Origin of the sequence: Sphingobacterium phlebotomi (assembly GCF_008180195.1) — a bacterium.
Taxonomy (GTDB): Bacteria; Bacteroidota; Bacteroidia; order Sphingobacteriales; family Sphingobacteriaceae; genus Sphingobacterium; species Sphingobacterium phlebotomi.
The window spans coordinates 1-19671 of the sequence record NZ_VTAV01000004.1 but is presented as its reverse complement, the minus strand read 5'-3'; the positions used below and the strand labels follow the sequence as shown (position 1 = coordinate 19671).

General features: G+C 42.1%; 12 protein-coding genes. All 12 read left to right on the top strand.

Going from position 1 to position 19671, the window contains the following annotated elements:
• Positions 1-25: 25 nt before the first annotated feature.
• The 12 genes from FXV77_RS08125 to FXV77_RS08070 all read left to right on the top strand — a co-directional run bounded on the left by FXV77_RS08125 (position 26) and on the right by FXV77_RS08070 (position 19487).
• A complete protein-coding gene (locus FXV77_RS08125) occupies positions 26-1231 on the top strand; it encodes a DUF4998 domain-containing protein (RefSeq protein WP_148918729.1) in 1206 nt (401 codons plus the stop codon).
• A 9-nt stretch (positions 1232-1240) separates the two neighbouring features.
• Positions 1241-3160, top strand: a complete 1920-nt coding sequence (locus FXV77_RS08120; protein WP_148918728.1) for an FAD-dependent oxidoreductase — start codon at positions 1241-1243, stop codon at positions 3158-3160.
• On the top strand, positions 3114-4214 hold the full coding sequence (locus FXV77_RS08115; protein ID WP_148918727.1) for a hypothetical protein: 1101 nt from the start codon (positions 3114-3116) through the stop codon (positions 4212-4214). The genes FXV77_RS08120 and FXV77_RS08115 overlap by 47 nt, the downstream gene beginning before the upstream one ends.
• Positions 4215-4247: 33 nt before the next feature.
• Complete coding sequence (locus tag FXV77_RS08110) at positions 4248-5189, top strand: glycerophosphodiester phosphodiesterase family protein (RefSeq protein WP_222867745.1); 942 nt, start codon at positions 4248-4250, stop codon at positions 5187-5189.
• A gap of 194 nt (positions 5190-5383) precedes the next feature.
• Entirely contained in the window at positions 5384-5929 is a 546-nt protein-coding gene (locus FXV77_RS08105; protein ID WP_148918726.1) for a sigma-70 family RNA polymerase sigma factor, read from the top strand.
• 94 nt (positions 5930-6023) lie between these two features.
• Positions 6024-7199, top strand: a complete 1176-nt coding sequence (locus tag FXV77_RS08100; RefSeq protein WP_148918725.1) for a FecR family protein — start codon at positions 6024-6026, stop codon at positions 7197-7199.
• A 237-nt stretch (positions 7200-7436) separates the two neighbouring features.
• Positions 7437-10832, top strand: a complete 3396-nt coding sequence (locus tag FXV77_RS08095) for a TonB-dependent receptor (protein WP_246162359.1) — start codon at positions 7437-7439, stop codon at positions 10830-10832.
• A gap of 12 nt (positions 10833-10844) precedes the next feature.
• On the top strand, positions 10845-12725 hold the full coding sequence (locus FXV77_RS08090; RefSeq protein ID WP_148918724.1) for a RagB/SusD family nutrient uptake outer membrane protein: 1881 nt from the start codon (positions 10845-10847) through the stop codon (positions 12723-12725).
• Positions 12726-12754: 29 nt separating this feature from the next.
• Positions 12755-13948: a DUF5000 domain-containing lipoprotein gene (locus FXV77_RS08085; RefSeq protein ID WP_148918723.1), complete on the top strand. Its 1194-nt coding sequence runs from the start codon at positions 12755-12757 to the stop codon at positions 13946-13948.
• Between the two features lie 6 nt (positions 13949-13954).
• Positions 13955-15196, top strand: coding sequence for a DUF4998 domain-containing protein (locus FXV77_RS08080; RefSeq protein WP_148918722.1), 1242 nt, complete (start codon positions 13955-13957; stop codon positions 15194-15196).
• A gap of 564 nt (positions 15197-15760) precedes the next feature.
• On the top strand, positions 15761-17365 hold the full coding sequence (locus FXV77_RS08075) for an FAD-dependent oxidoreductase (protein ID WP_222867743.1): 1605 nt from the start codon (positions 15761-15763) through the stop codon (positions 17363-17365).
• A 112-nt stretch (positions 17366-17477) separates the two neighbouring features.
• A complete protein-coding gene (locus FXV77_RS08070; RefSeq protein ID WP_187444065.1) occupies positions 17478-19487 on the top strand; it encodes a calcineurin-like phosphoesterase C-terminal domain-containing protein in 2010 nt (669 codons plus the stop codon).
• Positions 19488-19671: the final 184 nt, after the last annotated feature.

The window sequence follows — 19671 nt, the reverse complement described above, 5'->3', positions numbered from 1 at the left end:
TAATGAAACTTAAGAAAATTAGAAAATGGTAAGTCAAACAAAAATATTGCGAAAAGGCTTATGGATGATGGTGGCTTTGGTAGGGATTCTCGTAGCGGCGTGTAGCAAGATGGATGCTACATACAAAGATTTTATAAAGGATGGGGAGATCCGCTATAGCCAAAAACCGGATACACTCGGCATAAGCCCCGGCCATAACCGCGTTAAAGCATGGTTGGTCGCAAAGCGAACGGATGTATCCAAATTTAAAATATACTGGAATGACCGCGGGAATTCTGTCGAAGTCCCCGTGACAGATGCTTTTGAAACGGATACATTGAGCGTCATTATCGACAATATAGAAGAAGGCTCATACACCTTTGAGTTTTTGACCTTCGACAGAGAGGGGAATACCTCTATTGTGGTCGATACGGTGGGCTATGTGTATGGGGATGAATACATCAGTTCCATGTCGAACAGATTAATTTCCCAAGCATCATTAATAGAGGAGGAGGTCATTATTTCCTGGTATACGCAATCCAATGAAAATGCCATACGATCAGAAATCCGATATAAAAGCCAAGATGGAACAGCACATCAGATCCGGGTGGATGCTGGCGATATGGAAACTATTATCGATGAAGAGCCTCTAGAAGGTTCTATAGAATATCGGACTGTATTCCTTCCCCACCCGAATGCCATCGATACGTTTTATACGGATTATTCTCCGATATCTCCGGTTCATAGTGCCCGGATATACAACGCATTTGGATTTCCGGAGACTTTTGAAGATACACAATATAACCATACCAACCAGACAACACCAGCAAATGTGGTAATAGGCTCGGGAGAGTGGAGGTTTGATAAGTTTATAACCGCTAGGGGGAATGCTGCCGATCGAAAAAATGGTAACGGTGCGATTAGGTCCTCTGCGAAGGCGCAGTGTATTTTTGAGATGTTGTATGACCTGCCCAACGGGGCATCGAAGATTTCTTTTTATCATGGGACTTGTTCATCGGATGGGGTTAGTCAGTTTAGGGTAGAAGCCTCACAAAATCAGGGAGCTACTTGGACTGATATCAGTAACGGAGGGTTTACCAATACGGCAAACTTGATTCACCGAGAGATTTCGATCGACATAGAAGGCCCGGTAAGGTTTCGGTTTTTCAAGCTTGAAACTCCTGATTGTACTACCGCGGCTTGTCGGATGAATCTGGACGATATTACGATATATGACTTACCTAATAAATAAATATAAGATATGGAAGAGAAGAAGATTAAAGCGAACAGAAGAAATTTTATCAAGACGATCGGGCTGGGATCGGGCGCGTTACTGATGAACCCTACGGCCGGATTTAGCTCGGAAAGCATAAAAGAGGAGATTGCGGCCATCGATAAAAAGGATGACGTTTATGCACGACGCAAGATCGACACCGATATATTGATTGCAGGAGGTGGTTTATCCGGCGTCTGTGCCGCGCTGGCAGCCGCGAGAAATGGTGCGAAAGTTGTCCTGGTGCAGGACCGTTCCCGTTTGGGCGGGAATGCCAGCAGCGAGATCCGGATGCATATCGTGGGGGCTACCGCTTTGAAACAGGTGTGGCGGGAAACAGGGATTTTGGAAGAACTCATGCTGACCGAATCTGTCACCAATCCACAGGATTGCTACGAGATGCTCGATTATGTGCTGTATGATAAAGTCTTTTCAGAAAAAAACATCACGTTATTGCTGGATACGGTCATGTATGAGGTGTTCACGGAGGGCGATAATATCAGCCGGGTAAATGCTTTTTGTTCGCCAACGGAAGAACTGTATGAAATTACTGCGAAAAAATTTGCAGATTGTACCGGTGACGGAACTTTGGCAGCTCTCGCCGGTGCAGAATTTATGCGCGGACGCGAAGCAAAATCGACGTATAATGAGTCGTTAGGTCTTGAAAAAGCCGATGATATTACCATGGGAAACAGTTTGATGTTTGAAGCGCGCGAACATGATAAACCGATGCCTTTTGTGGCGCCTTCATGGGCAAGGAAATATACGTTCAAAGATTTTCAGCACCGCAAGATACGTTCTTACGAATATGGTTATTGGTGGATTGAATTGGGTGGCATGGAAGATATCGTCAACGATGGGCAAAAGATCCGGGATGATTTAATGGCGGTTGTCTTTGGCATCTGGGACTATGTTAAAAACTCAGGTGACCACCCCAAATCGGCCAATTGGGCGCTGAGTTGGTTTGGGATGATCCCCGGTAAGAGAGAAAGCCGGCGCATTACCGGTGATTATGTGATGACACAACGGGATGCCCAGGCGCCTTCCTTATTGGAAGACCGTGTCGCCTATGGCGGATGGCCGTTAGACGACCATCTCCCCGAAGGTATGGACGACACCTCACAGAAACCTTTCCGCTCGATCCCCTTAAAGGGACCTTACTCCATTCCTATGCGATCTTTATACAGTAGGAGTTTCAAGAATCTGTATATGGCCGGCCGCAATATCAGCGTATCCCATGTTGCGCTGTCCACCACGAGGGTAATGGCTACATGTGCAGTGCTGGGTCAAGCGATTGGTACGGCGATGGCCTACAATATCAGGCATGCGTTGACGCCCAAAGAGCTTTGTCTGGATAAAAAGCATTTAGCGAAGTTTCAGCAAATATTATTACGTCAGGATCAGGCGATGCTGGGCGTGGTAAATAGTGACGATCAGGATTTGGCACGTTCGGCACAGGTAAAAGCGTCTCACGAAACGGCCGAAGGGAAAGCGGGTTATGTTATTGATGGTGTGAACCGTGACATACAGGATGGTGCGGCTCATCAATGGCGCGCAGAAATGGCAGATGGTGAACCCTGGATTGAACTGAACTGGAAAAAGCCACAACGAATCGCGACGGTGGAATGTACTTTTGATACAGGCTTGAATCGTTTCTTACGTCTATCCGGACAGCGTTCGGTTCAAAGGAATCAAATAAGAGGGTATCAACCTGAAACGGTCTCTGATTTTAAGATTGAATTGAGCAATAAGGGGAAAGTAGTTTACGAGGCGTATTTTGAGAAAAATTATTTACGTAAATTCGTGCATAGTTTTCCACAAGTGCAGGCAGATACCGTGCGGATTAAAGTGACAAAAACACATGATGATAAACTTGCCCGGATTTTTGAAATCCGATGCTATGCGTAATGGGATAAAAGTAGGTATTGTATATTTCCTGATTTTCTGGATAGGCGGCAGCTGTTATGCGCAAGATGTGCAAACGTCTAATAAAACAGTTCCGGCATTCCATTTTAAGGTCAACGATTCCGTAGAGGTAGACGTTGACCTTATCTATAAGGAAGATGGCTATCCGGTTATTTATACAGCCCATTTAGAGACGGGCGTTTGTTCGGATGGTTTATGTAAGCCGATCAGTCTCACGGTAAGTTGGGATTTATTGGGGCAATTTATAGCATACCATACAGCAGATTTGTATTCCCTGACCAAATTTGATCATATAGAATTCACGGATGAAGATCATAAACAGCTGCATCGCATACTTTCTGATACTGCCGCCATTCTTCGGGACTATGAAGTAAATGACATGATAGATACTGCCGGTTATTTGCGATCTCAACAGATAGATGCGGTTACACGGCCTACCAGCTTGACATTTAGTGCCGCAACGGTTGAAGGGGCACTGTATACGGTATACACGCTTTGGCATTTTACGAATGGTGCTATACGGGCGAAGATCAAAGCACATACCAAGTCATTCATGTCCGATGATGCTGTCGTTAAAAATATGCTAGCTTCCGACAACAGGGATTATGTGGGTTTTGTTTTCAAACATATCACGGAAGAACAGCATAGTCGATTGGGGAGCGATATTGTTAAACTGGTGGGGAGCAGCGATATGTATATACCGCACTGGGCGTTGGCACAGTTGAAAGATAGCGTCCTGTTTTTACCGAATATCCAACAACAGTTGCTGGTCTATTTTCCGGCGGCGGACAATGCGCTTAAAAATGCACTACTAGACCGATTAGCTTCTGTTCCCATGAACGCTAATACGATGGTCATGCTTCTTTCCTCGCTACCTAACCTTCAAGAACATTACGTTACAAAAGCGTTGAATATCATCGAAAGCAATAAACCTCGAATAGATGAAAGAATACGAGAGAAACTAGAAATACTATCCCGTAGTCAAGATCGCGCTATGGCAAAGCAGGCAAGAAACATCTTGTTAAAAATCAATTAAGTACGGTGATTCGAAAACAGAAAAACGAATAAAATGAAACATAATAAACGATTACGAACGAAGCTTTTTTTAATCTTGATCATAGCGGGGTTTACGACCTCCTGTTCCACCATGAAAGGACAACCATCCAAAAAAGAACCTGCCGCGCTTCCCACCTTTGATACCGAGAGTCATCGCGGAGGGCGGGGAGTGATGCCGGAAAATACAATTCCAGCTATGCTCTATAGCCTTTCTCTGGATGGCATTACAACGTTGGAGATGGACGTAAGAGTGACGGCGGATGGAAAGCTTGTGTTGGGACATGATAATTATTTGAACCCCTGGTTTACACGGAAACCTAATGGAGATGATCTCACAAAGGAGGAAAAAGAGCGTTATCCCGTTATGCAGATGACCTATGCGGAATTGAAGCAATTTGATGTTGGATCAAAAGTTCATCATCTTTTTCCGAAACAGCATAAAATGGAAGTTTCCATCCCCTTACTGGAAGACGTCATCGATTCTGTACAACATTTTATTGAGAAACAAGAGAGGGAACAAGTTTTTTATAATATAGAAACCAAATCGTCTGAGAAAGGTGATCATCAATATAATCCTGTTCCGGAAGAGTTTGTGAAGTTGCTGATGGAGATCGTTGAAAAGAAAGGTATTACGCCCTATGTCATTGTACAGTCCGCCGATGTCCGGACCTTACGCGTACTAAAAGAAAAATATCCACATGTTAGAACCTCCTATTTAGTAGGTGCTAGGAGGAAAGATTTTACTGTTGAGGAAGACTTGGAAGTACTCGGGTTTCGACCTGATATATATAGCCCAAATTTCAAATACATAACACCGGAAGATGTCGAAAAATGCCAAAAGATGGGAATGAAGGTCGTCGTTTGGACGCCCAACACGAAAAAAGAGATTGAAGAATTGAAGGCAATGGGAGTAGATGGTATTATAACAGATTATCCTGAATTATTATTGGATTGATCTCGGTAACTCAATAATTCACCTATTATTGCATGTCGATTTACCAGAAGTTATATCAAGAGTTGACAGTGAAAATTATTTTACTATATTTGAACCGAACTTAATATTTTGATAACACCTCTGTAATAACGTCTTTATTTATTTTACATATGTTTGCAACATAAAAAATATGAAGCGGTTATAAATTTAAATGCATGGATAAGGTTTTGACGGAAACGCAGATAAAGATTCTATTTGAGCAATATTATATTCCCCTCGTAGAATTTTCATGGCATATTGTGAAATGCCGAGAAATTGCGTTAGACATTGTTCAAGATACCTTTGTAAAAATGTTGGAGAAGGTGGAGGAACTTCCTTCTCATGAAAAAGCAATAAAAAGTTACCTCTATACCGCTGTTCGAAATACTGCCCTCAACTATATCAGGCATCAGAAAGTTCAGGATGAATACCATCAAATCAATCCATTGAATGAGATCGACGACGCTCGTATTTTAGATGCCATGATTTATGCCGAAACCATTCATAACTTATATAAAGCCATCGAATCTCTTCCTAAATCCTGTCAGGAAGTATGTAGACTGACCTGGTTGGAGGGCAAGTCAAATAGTGAAGCAGCAGAACTATGTGGTGTTTCGATCAATACGATAAAAACACAAAAAAGGCGTTCGGTAGAACTTCTTCGACATAGGCTCGCTCCAGTGGTGTCCGTACTGAAAAGTTTTGTTCTCATCTTTTTTTAGAAAAATTTTCACCCCTTTTCATCCTTTTTTCATGTATAGGTGTCTTAATGTTATATCACCAAGGGATTGGTAGTATAAAGATAAAAAACGGCACATGAGAGAACCGATGGATGATGAATATGTAAAGGCTGCTGAGCTTGTCTCCAAATATATACGAGGCGATATTTCGGAAGAGGAATACAACGAACTGATGGATATGGCGAAAAAATATCCAACATTGCGTTCGTGGATAGCTAATCAAGATTTACCTTTAGAAGAAATCAATAAAAGGCTTACGGACTATCAAACGATTAATGTCGAAAAAGAGTGGCAGTCTGTACTCGAAAAATATCGCCATAACACAAATAGAAAAACCGGGCATAGGACATGGTGGGCTGTCGCAGCTTCCGTGCTTGTCATTTGTGGAGTAGCGGGAAGCTTCTTTCTAAAAAAACAAAAGGAAAATAGGTTTGCAGAAAAAACACAGCAGGTTATGGAGGTGGCTCCGGGAAGAACCCTCGCTACGTTGACCTTATCCGATGGTACCGTCACGGTATTGGAAGAGGAGGAAGAACGTACCGTAGTGGATGGTCAGATGACCCTATCCATCTCGGGCTCAACATTAGATTATAGTACTGCAAAAAATGCAACGGTGCAGCATCACAAATTACATGTACCCTTAGGAGGGACGTACCACATCCAATTGGCTGACGGAACTAAAGTATGGTTAAATGCCGATTCCGAATTGGAGTTTCCATCAGCCTTTACGGGAGACGAGCGGAAAGTAACCGTACGCGGTGAAGCCTATTTTGAAGTTGCCAAAGACGCCACTAGACCGTTTAGGGTACAAGTCGGAAAAACACAGGTGGAGGCTTTAGGTACAGCATTTAATATCAACACTCATCTCTATAGAGAAAAAATTAAAACGATTTTAACGGAGGGTAAAATTAAAGTCAGTACACCGGAAGATAGTAAAATTATTGAACCGGGTTATGCGACGATAAGCGGAAATGGGAATAGAAATATTGAAATTGGAAAAGCCGATCTAGAGGAAGCGTTGGCGTGGAAAGAAGGTTATTTCTATTTTAATAGTAAACGATTGAAAGAAGTATTGGATGATATCGCCCGTTGGTATAATGTAGAATTGGATATTACGATCCCACTAGCCGATAAGCGATATATAGGAGGAATTAAGAAAAGTGAATCCATTGCGGCTGTCTGCGCGGTGTTGAGCGACCTGACGCCATACAAAATTACGATAGTGGGGAAAAAACTCCAGGTTAGAGAATAGAAAATGTTAAACTAAAAGACAATATAATTATGAAAACAAAAGAACGATGAATTAACCAAAAAAAGTCTATAAACTGAGGGTACGCCTATACCCCCAGTAAAAAGACCAAGGCTGTACTAACTGTATTAATTGTTTTTATTTATAACCTTAATCCATAACAAAGATATGTATAATATCCATAGGAGACAACGACGTCGAGATCGTTGTATTCACCTGTTTAAAAAAAATGTTCTGGCAATGAAATTAACAATTGCTTTTATGCTAATTGCTACATTAAATGCCATGTCGACTGGACTTGCACAGACGGTCACATTGCGTTTAAACAACACCTCGCTGGAGACTGTATTTTCCGCTATTAAGCAGCAGACCGGCTACCGTTTTATTTATCCGGCGGAGGCCCTTCGAAAAACGGAAAAGGTGAGCGTAAACCTACAAAATGTGCCGCTCAAAAATGCCTTGGATAAACTCATGGAAAACCAACCCCTGACGTATCAGCTGCATGATGGAACAATTGTACTGCGCGCTGTGTCCAAAACGGTCATAAAAAAAGAGCCTGTGCTTATCATACAACAAGAGGATAGAACGGTAAATGGTTTAGTAACAGATTCTTTAGGAATGCCTCTTGCCGGTGTGTCGGTAGGGGTGAAAGACAATAATAGAATCGGTACAACCACCGATCTGAACGGCCGGTATGTACTGGAAGTGCCTACAAATGCCATATTGGTCTTTAGTATGGTGGGATATAATAGACAGGAAATTTCGGTTAAGGACAGATCCGTGGTGAACGTGAAGATGCGCTATGCCGACAGCGACATCGATGAAGTAGTCGTGGTGGCCTTTGGGACGCAGAAGAAATCGGAAGTAGTGGGTGCCATGACCACGATCAATCCGAGTGAGCTTCGGATACCATCCAGCAACCTGACAACAGCGTTAGCGGGGCGAATTGCAGGAATAATTGCTTACCAACGGAGTGGAGAACCCGGACAGGATAATGCTGATTTTTTTATCCGCGGTGTAACCTCTTTCGGAACAGGAAAGGTAGATCCTTTAATTCTAATTGATGGGGTTGAATTCTCTACCACAGATTTGCGAAATCTACAACCCGATGATATAGCCAGTTTTTCGATCATGAAAGATGCGGCATCAACAGCTTTATATGGCGCTCGGGGAGCGAATGGTGTCATATTGGTCACGACGAAAGAGGGAAAAGAAGGGCCGGCAAAAGTCTCCTTCCGTCTCGAAAATTCTATTTCGACACCAACGCAGAATGTGGAACTTGCCGATCCCATTACGTATATGCGCTTGCATAACGAAGCCGTGAGAACGAGGGATCCGTTAGCTCGATTACTGTATCCGCAAAGCTATATAGACAACACGATAGCGGGAACAAACCCGTATATGTATCCAGCTACGGATTGGCGGAAAGAACTTTTTCGAGATTATGCGATGAACCAACGCGCCAATTTGAGTGTTAGCGGGGGAGGGAAAGTCGCACGTTATTATTTTGCGGGTGCGTTTACGCAGGACAATGGCGTGCTGAAGGTAGACGGACAAAATAATTTTAACAATAACATCGATCTTAAAAAGTACGTTCTGCGGTCGAATGTCAATGTCAATTTGACCAAAACAACGGAGGTAGGTGTGCGCATGTATGGTACGTTTGATGAATATACCGGACCACTGGACGGTGGTAAAGAAATGTACGAAAAGGTGATGCGTAGCAATCCGGTCATGTTTCCCGCCTACTATCCAAAAACGGAAGAATACGCACACGTCGAGCATATTTTGTTTGGTGGATCAGATGAACATGGATATATTAATCCTTATGCAGATATGGTCAAAGGGTACCGTGATTATTCCCGTTCGGTTTTGATGGCACAATTTGAATTGAAACAAAACCTTTCTTTTCTCACGGAGGGACTTTCTTTTCGTGCCATGGCCAATACAAACCGTCAGTCTTACTTTAGTCTTTCACGTGCTTATTCACCGTTTTATTATCAACCCTCTTTTTATGACCGCCAAACCGGAGACTTGACACTGCAGGTACTCAACGAACGGGGAGGTAGTCCCTATCCTGTAGGGGAAGAATATTTAAGTTTTGATCCGGGATCAAAAACAATAAAATCTATTTTTTATCTGGAGTCCGCACTGAACTATAATCGCACATTCCGGGAAAAACATGGGGTAAGTGCCATGATGGTTTATATTATGCGTCAGGCGCTGGATGCGAACGCCGGCAGTTTACAGCTCTCGCTACCCGCCCGTAATTTAGGGCTATCAGGAAGATTTACCTATAATTATGATAGCCGTTACTCCGCAGAATTTAACTTTGGATATAATGGCTCAGAGCGATTTTATATGAACAACCGGTTTGGCCTCTTTCCATCTGGAGGAGTAGCATGGCAGGTATCGAACGAAAAATTCTGGGAACCTTTCTCGTCCGTTGTACCGTTGTTTAAACTAAGAGCTACGTACGGATTAGTGGGGAACGATGAAATTGGTAGTGCAACAGATCGTTTTTTTTATCTTTCAGATGTCAACATGGATAATTCCGGACGAGGTGCTGTATTCGGGACGGATTGGAATTATTCCAATAGTGGTGTTTCCGTCAACCGTTATGAGAATACAGATATCACATGGGAAATCGCACAAAAGGCAAACTTAGGTGTCGAACTCAAACTCTTTAATAAGGTGGGTATACAAGCCGATTTCTTTTCAGAGATTAGAAAGAACATCTTGATGACACGGGCTTTTATTCCGGCGTATATGGGCTTTGCAGCACCCATCAGAGCGAATGTGGGAGAAGCATTAGGACGTGGAATGGATATGTCGATAGATTATCAGCATAGTTTTTCTCCCCATTTCTGGATCACGGCACGTGGTAATTTTACCTATGCCACGAGTGAATATAAAATAAATGAGGAACCGGAATATGATAAGGAATGGTGGAAGTCAAAAATCGGCTATCCGTTAACCCAGCAATGGGGATATATTGCTGAACGACTATTTGTAGATGACGAAGAAGTCGCTAATTCCCCCACGCAGAACTTTGGTACTGGAATGTCCACCCGCGGAGGAGATATTAAATATCGGGACGTGAACGGCGACGGACAGATTACAGCATTGGACCAGGTACCGATTGGAAATCCGACTAGACCGGAGATTGTATACGGTTTTGGGATTTCGACAGGCTTCAAAAACTTTGATCTATCCTGTTTTTTTCAGGGGCTGGCACAAGAGTCTTTTTGGATCGATCCGACGGCTACCTCACCTTTTATTGGGGAAAAGCAGCTACTGAAGGCGTATGCGGATAATCATTGGTCAGAAGATAATGCAAATGTTATGGCGTTATGGCCTAGATTAACAACTTTGGAACATGCTAATAATATGCAACGCAGTACTTGGTTTATGCGAAACGGCTCTTTCCTACGGTTGAAAAATGCCGAATTTGGTTATACCATCCCTAGATCCAAATTGGAACGCATCGGACTGGAAAGTATTCGTGTTTACGCTAGCGGTATCAACTTGCTGACATTAAGCAGCTTCAAGCTGTGGGATGTCGAAATGGCGGGAAATGGTCTGGGTTACCCCGTCCAACAGGTCTATAATCTAGGTGTTCATGTATCTTTTTAAAATTTGTTGAAAATGAAATTTAAGAAACATATACTTTATCTTTTTTTTGCAGGAACATTAACTTCCTGTAATTATCTGGATGTGACTCCAGATAATATACCAACGCTTGACTATGCCTTTCGCACGCCTTTGACGGCCGAGAAATACCTGTTTACCTGTTATTCCTGGCTCCCCGGTTTTGCGGATCCCTACAGCGGAAATCCGGCGATTGCAGGGGCGGATGAAATGTGGTTTAATTCTTATTATGAATACAATTCTTTTGCCATCGCCAGAGGACTGCAAAATGTGCAAGACCCGATTATTAATTATTGGCAAGGTGGTAGTAAAGGAGGACATAACATGTTTATGGGAATCCGGGACTGCAATATCTTTCTCGACAATATCCATCTGGTTCCGAATATGTCGGATTATGACAAAGCAAAAATGAGCGCGGAAGCGAAATTTCTGAAAGCTTACTATCATTTTTGGTTGATGCGCATGTATGGTCCAATTCCGATCATGCACGAAAGTCCGCCAATATCGGTAGGTGTAGAGGAGGTCAAATTGGTGACGCGTGACCCTATCGATCAGGTAGTAGATTATATAGTAGGTTTACTGGATGAAGCCATTGCTGATCTGCCCGATAGAGTTCAGTTTGACGTGGAAGAGCTGGGGCGAATTACCAAGCCGATAGCGATGGCGATTAAAGCACAGGTCCTAGTCACGGCGGCTAGTCCGTTGTTCAATGGTAATATGGATTTTCCGCAGTACCGGAATGCGCGAGGAGAAGTTCTTTTTAATAGCCAATATGATGAGCAGAAATGGGTGAGAGCTGCGGATGCATGTAGAGAAGCCGTTGATCTATGCCATGATTTAGATATGAAGCTTCATTACATAGGGAATATCGGACATGTTATTTCCGACACGACGCAGACGGAATTGGATCTCAGGACAGCGATGACCGAGCGATGGAATTCAGAAATTATCTGGGGAAGTACCAACAGTACAGCGGGCGGTATACAGACTGCTGCATACCCACGTCTGTTTCCGGGAAATGCCACGTATTTCGGTGGGTATCTATCTGTTCCGTTCTCCATTGTAGAGTCGTTTTATTCAGAAAACGGAGTGCCGATAGAAGAAGATACTTCCTGGGATTATGCCAACCGCTATACCTTAAAAACAGCGGAACGTATAGATAGAAATTACATTAAAGAGGGCTATACGACAGCATCGCTCAATTTCGACCGTGAACCGCGTTTTTATGCCTATTTAGGATTTGATGGCGGAAGATGGTATGGACACGGGCGATTGACGGATGATGAGACTTTCTATGTGGAAAGTAGGTTGGGAGGGGCAGCATCTGGACATGCATACGCCTACTCTGCGACCGGATACCTGCCCAAAAAAGTGGTAAACTATTTGAACGCGGCTCAAGCTGCGCAGTGGACGGTACAACGGTATCCATGGCCGATTATGCGGCTAGCAGATTTATATTTATTGTATGCCGAAGCATCCAATGAGGTCTTCGGCCCCTCACCTGAAATATTTCACTATTTAAATCTAATACGCACGAGAGCCGGTCTTCAATCGATAGAAGAATCGTGGAGCAATTATTCCAATCAACCCAATAAGTACAACACAAAACAAGGATTGCGCGATATTATTCGCCGGGAGCGGAGCATAGAACTTGCTTTTGAAGGAAGCCGTTTTTGGGATTTAAGGAGATGGAGAACTGCTCCGCAGGTACTCAATAACCCGATTGTTGGTTGGGATACGCAGCAACAAGCACCGGAAACCTATTATAGACCGGTTGTTATTTTTAACCAAACCTTTGGGTTGAAAGATTATTTCTGGCCTATTCAAGAATCTGAAATGCTGAGAAATAAGGGCTTGATACAAAGTCCGGGATGGTGATTTATATTTTTTGTATATAATTAATTGAGATGAAAACGATAAAATCTATTATTACACCCATACTCGCTATATTATTAACGTCTTCATGCAAGGAAGAAGTTACGAAAATCATGTATGATAGTGATGTTATTCCACAAGCAGTAAGGGACCCAAAAGTAGAAAATAGACCTGGAAAGGTCGAGATTTCTTACACGCTTCCCCGGGAGACCTCTTTATTATACGTGGAAGCAGAAGTGGATATGGGACAAGGGAGGATAGTCACGTCTAAATCTTCTAACTACAATCATTCGCTGGAAATCGCTGGATTTGGAGCTTCACGGGAATATGAAGTGAAATTGTATTCTGTTGGTCGAAATCTGAAAAGATCGGAACCTATCGCTGTAAAAGTAAACCCGTTGGAACCTCCTGTTTCCACCATTTTTAGATCATTAAAAGTTGACGAAGCTTTCGGTGGAATGGCCATTGAATTTGAGAATGACGAGGAAGCCGACGTGTCTATGGTTGTAGAAAGTATAAATGAAAATGGCGAATGGTATACCGTAGAAACGTTTTATACGAATAAAAAAGCAGACGTCTTGAAGGTCAGAGGTTTGGAATCCAGACTGCAATCTTTTAGAATTTTTGTAAATGATCGGTGGGGTAATAGATCTGACATATTGAATACAGAATTGACTCCTATATATGAAGTGGAGCTAGATCGTTCTCTATTCACAGCGATGAAGATGCCAAATGATCCGAACCACTGGAATAACGCCGTGTTAACTTTTCTATTGAACAATAACCTATCTGGTGCTGGATCATATTTCCGTGCGGATAATGGCACGCCGATGCCGACCCAGGTTACGTTTGATATGAAGCAAAAGGTAAGGTTAAGTCGCTTTAAATTTTGGCAGCGAGGAACAGTGGCGGAGCTAAATTTGCTATACACAGCGGGAAGTCCACGTTTTTTTGAATTATGGGGCAGTAATGATCCGAATCCGGATGGATCCTTTGATAGTTGGACAAAAATCGCCGATTGTGAATTGATTAAACCATCGGGTCTTCCGATTCCCAATAATTCGCCGGATGATATCGCCGCAGCCGTAGAAGGGCATGAATACGATATATACTCCGCTGATATAGAGCCTATGCGTTACTTTCGGATAAAGGTTCTCGAGACATACGGCGTTACAGATTATTTCTGGATGAGTTTGTTTAGATTATATGGTCAACCTGTTAACTGATATACCATGAAAATAATAATGAAATGCGTGTTCGCATATATTTGTATAAGCTGTCTGCTTTTCAGCTGTAGAAAGCAAGACCATTTTTATAAAGAGTTTCTTGAAGGAGGAGAAATCATTTATACGGGAAAGGCAGACTCCGTTTTGTTCCATCCGGGTAAAAACCGGGCGCAGCTTTCCTGGAGAATAAAAGATCCGAACATTATCCAAATGAAAGTTTATTGGAATAGCAATTTGGATTCCTTGACGATCGATGTCAATAAAACCGACGGAGTGGACAGTATAGGTGTCGTTATTGAAGATCTGGAGGAACGTTTCTATTCTTTTGATATTTATTCTATTAATGCAGAAGGAGACAGATCGATCAAGTCGACAGTAGAGGGCCAGGTGTATGGTGATGAATATCAGCAAAATCGTTTTCATCGGGCGATAGAAAGTATCAGTTTTTTTGATGATCAGGCTATCGTCCTCTGGTTTAATCCAGAAAGTAACGAAGTCGGTTCTGAAATCCGTTATACCAATGCAGATGGTGTGGAAGCAACGGTTTTCGTACCGACAACCGAAACAAGTACCACACTAGATAATGTGGCGTTGGGAGATACATTCGATTATCGTACCTGGCATCGTCCTGACTCGTTGGCAATCGATACTTTTTATACCAATTTTAAAACAGAAGAAATTCGGTTAATAGAAAGGGAATTAGACTATGCTAGATTTGCAGCACACAAGTTAGACAATGACCCTGGTGATTTTGGTGTAAACCGGGTACCGTTCCTTTGGAATGGTGATTTTGAGGGAGCCACCTCTGGGTCTGGTGGATGGTACCGTACAGCGACAAATTCAGGCGTACCCAATCAGGTGACTATTGATATGGGAGTAGTAGCTAAGCTGACCCGTTTTAAGTTTTGGCAACGGGGAGTCATAACGGAGCATGGACTGCTCTATGCAAATGCCAGCCCTAAAAAAATTGAGCTTTGGGGGACGGATAACCCTGATCCTGACGGCGATTATGCCAATTGGTATAAGCTAGGAGAGCATGAAGTCGTCCGACCCTCTGGTTTGTCTCCGGGACAGCCAGTGACGGCTGAAGATATAGCTGCAGCGCAGGAAGGTCATGAAATTACTATTTCTATGGATGCGCCTGTGGTGAGATTTATCCGAATCAGGGCAATGGAAACCTTTGAAAATCAACCGCACTTTTTTCTCGGTAATATAGGTGTCTTTGGTCAGGTTGTAAGAGTTGAATAGAATAAACAAAATTTAGGATGCATTACAATTTGCTTTGCTGCGTGCTGGTAAAATTCAGCAGAGCTTAGTATATCTCCTTTTAGGAGTAATAAGTGTTTTAAAAATTCAAGTATTTTATTATGATATATCTTATATTATATTCATTGCTTTATGTCTTTGTATTAGTTACCATTTTATTGAAGGTTAGACATAAGCAAAAAATCCATGTATTATGGTATATAACTATAGGCTTACTTACTATAATACCTTTAATACTGATGTTTTTTTCATCAGAATTTTCTGAAAATGTGTCTATTAAGGATACCATTTCATAATGTGTGTAAGTTAATAAAGATGTAGAGTTAAAAGAGACTTCGCATCTTTTAATCTATGAGCAGGTTTCGTTTTATTTTTTTATCGTCCTCTTACTATCGATAAATTGGCTCTGGTCTTGATACTATTAATAGGATACATAACTTTAAGAGGGTATATCTAGGGAATGCCCGTAATAGATGTATCCCTCTATATAACCATATGTAAACAACAAAAAATAAACTTTATTTAAAACAATATAAATCAAAAAGAATGAGAAAGGTAATGATGACAAAATGTGTATTGATGATGCTGACTGTATTAATCAGTGCGGCAATGGGATACGCGAACAATACGTATGATATCTGTATTTATGGTGGAAACTCAGCAGGAGTAGTTGCTGCTTATACAGCAAAGAAAATGGGTAAATCTGTCGTGATCATTGTACCGGACGGTCATATTGGTGGTTTGTCATCCGGAGGCTTAGGCCAGACTGACATCGGAAATAAAAATGCCATCGGTGGATTATCGCGGGAATTCTATAAGCAATTAGGTGAAGTATATGGCCAGGATGAATCCTGGAAATTTGAACCGAAAGAAGCGAAGAGAATTTTTGAAACCTATATCAAAACGGCTGATATTCCTGTTATTTATAACCAACGTATAAAAAAGGTAAATAAGAAAAAAGCACAAATTAAATCTGTTGATTTAGCCGATACCTATGGTTCCGATAGAACAACACAACGAATTGAAGCACAGGTTTTTTTAGACTGTACATATGAAGGTGATCTTTTCGCTATGGCAGGCGTATCGTATACGGTGGGAAGAGAAGATAATAGCGTATATAAGGAGACGTTAAATGGATATCAATTAGCAGCATACCGAAAACAATCCGGTTATCATCAGTTTCCCGACGGTGTAAATCCGTATATCGTTCCGGGAGATCCATCAAGCGGCCTGTTGCCGGGAATAAGTAGCGGACAGGCGAATCCCACCGGTACAGGAGACAAACTGGTTCAGGCTTATAATTTTCGGATCTGTTTGACAGATAGTGCAGAGAATATGATTCCGATAACGAAACCGGAAGGATATGATCCAAAGAAATATGAGCTGTTGGTGCGCCTATTTGAAGCGCAGCCCAATGATCGTAAAATCAATAATTATTTTATATGGAGCCGGATGCCAAATCGCAAAACCGATATCAACAACCGTGGCGCTTTTTCGTCCAATTTGATTGGTGGAAATCATAATTGGCCAGAGGCAAGCTTTGCAGAGCGGAAGAAGATATTCGAGGAACACGTAGCGCATGTAAAGGGGTTACTTTATTTTTATGTAAGTGACGAACGCGTCCCGAAAGAGCTGCAGGACTTTGTGAAAAACTGGGGTTATCCGAAAGACGAATATGTCGAGCATGGACATTTTACGCCGCAATTGTATGTGCGTGAAGGCAGACGCATGATAGGAGAGTACGTGATGACAGAGCACAATTGCAGAAGTAAAGAAGTAATCACTGATCCGATAGGTATGGCAGCTTATACGATGGATAGTCATAATGTGCAACGTATTGTAGTAAATGGCATGGTAAAAAATGAGGGAAATGTAGAAGTAGGTAAATTTCCGCCCTATCCCATATCTTATCGTTCGATAACGCCAAAAGCAAAAGAATGTACGAATTTATTGGTGCCTGTTTCGCTATCGGCTTCCCATATTGCGTTCGGCTCCATCAGAATGGAACCTGTGTTTATGATTTTAGGGCAAAGTGCTGCTGTGGCTGCTGTGCAAGCTATTGATACCAATAAAGCTGTTCAAAACATTGATTACGATAAACTGAGAAGTGAGCTGATAAAACAGGAACAAGTATTGGGAATAGCTAAATAAGGTGACGTTGCAGTCAATATCGTGTAAAACCGAAATTAAATATAATATTCTCATGCGATATCTACCTTAGTATAGTTACCGCATGAATGTTATTAATTTGAATTATAAACGAATGAAACCAAAAAATAAAAACTATAACCGTCGGGATTTTATTTGGGTTTCGGCTGTGACAGGAATAGGTCTTTCCTTGAATTTGTACAGTTGCACGAAGGAAGCCAAACCTATTATCGACCATGAACAGGACGAAGATGACATAACCGGTATACGACTAGCCGATGTCTCTATTGATCCATATATCGATATAGAAAAAGGAGGGAGCTTAGATATTGAGGGTAAGGGCTTCGATAAGAATGACCAGATTATATTTCGTTCATTAAATGGAATCGGTGAAGAGTATACGTTGAATATCCAAAGCCTCATGGAGACGTATATCCAGATCGTATTACCGGCCGCATTTTTATCCGGAAAATATCGGGTAACAATAAAGCGTGGGCAGCATACTGCAATTGTCGGGGATACCTCTTTGGATATTGTCTTCAATAGAAATATTCCGGATCGGGAAGGGACGAATTTAAAAGGAGTTGTCTATTCGGGTGGGGTCGGTGTGGCAAATGTTGTGGTTTCTGATGGCTATAATGTAGTGAAAACCGATGAAAATGGTGTTTATTACCTCTGGTCCCCTAAGGAAAATGGCTACATATTTGTTTCTATACCGGGCAATTATGAAGTCAATAATGACGGTAGTTTACCTCTTTTTTTTAATAAGCTGACCCGACCTATGCGTGTGACAGAAACGAAGGATTTTGAACTGACGCCTGTGAATAATGACAAGCACATCGTATTGGCATTGGGTGATATGCATTTGGCGAATAGGCAAGAGAACGGTGATATAGCGCAGTTTCAAGAAATGGCCTTAAAAGATATAAACGAAACTATACAGGCTTATCAGAGTTCAGGTACGAAGGTATATGCGCTGACCCTTGGCGATCAAACTTGGGAAACTTTCTGGCGTTCGAACAATTATGGCTTGCCCGAATATAGGGCGCAAATGGACGCTATAAATGCTCCCGTGTTTAATACCATCGGAAATCATGATCATAATCCCTATGTTGACGGCGATTGGGCAACTGCGGATAAGTATAGGGAGATCCTGGGGCCGAACTATTATTCCTTTAATATAGGGAGGGTACATTACGTGGTGTTGGACAATGTAGAGTATGCAAATAGTGGAGCTACCCCCAATAGTATGGGCAATCGTCATGTTAATGAAACAATAGTGGCAGACCAGATGAATTGGTTGAGAAAAGACCTGGCGATGATCGAGGATAAAAGTACCCCCATTGTCATTGCTATGCATATTCCGTTACACCAAAGACCATCTCTGAGTGGCGGGCAGGAAAATCCACCAAAGTACGCATTAACGAATGCTGAGGATTTTGTTGCTGCAGTAAGCGGATTTTCCAAGGTTCATGTTATCACCGGGCATATCCATACAAATTATACGGTGGAAAACTCTTCAAATTTGATGGAGCATAATACCGGAGCTGTATGTGCCACATGGTGGTGGACCGGTGCAGTGGGATATGCAGGCAATCATGTATGCAAGGACGGTAGTCCCGGAGGTTACGGTGTTTGGGAAATGGATAACAAGGATGTGGCTTGGTATTATAAAGGCATTGGTTACAACAGGAATTACCAGTTCAGAGCCTATGACCTCAATGAAGTACATATCACACAGGAGGAGTATGCACCCGATTATAGGGGAGACGAATGGAATACATATTCTAAATTCGTAGATAAACGTAGCGATAATGTTGTCCTTGTCAATGTTTGGAGCTATGATTCGAAATGGAAAGTGGAGATGATAGAAAACGGTGTACCGTTACCTGTGACAAGAGTAAACGCGTATGATCCGCTGCACAACGCATCGTATAATGCCAGACGATTGAACGCTAATGAAACGCCTGCTACCTCTTTCGTATCCACCCCAACGACGCATATGTTTAGAGCGGTAGCATCCGGCCCGACAACTACGGTGGAGATCAGGGTTACCGACCGCTTTGGGAATGTATATACCGAGACTATGGTTAGACCAAAAGCTTTTGGGTATTTAATGCACTAGATTATGGGAAGATATGCGTAAAATCTATTAACAAATAAATATATTATTAATATGAAACATATTCATTTTATTCTTTTTTCAATGATTATCTCTTTTCATGCTTCCAATTCGTTTGCGCAGCAAAAAGAAGTTAAAATATTTGCGCATAGGGGTGGTTCGTACGAATACGATGAAAATACCATGT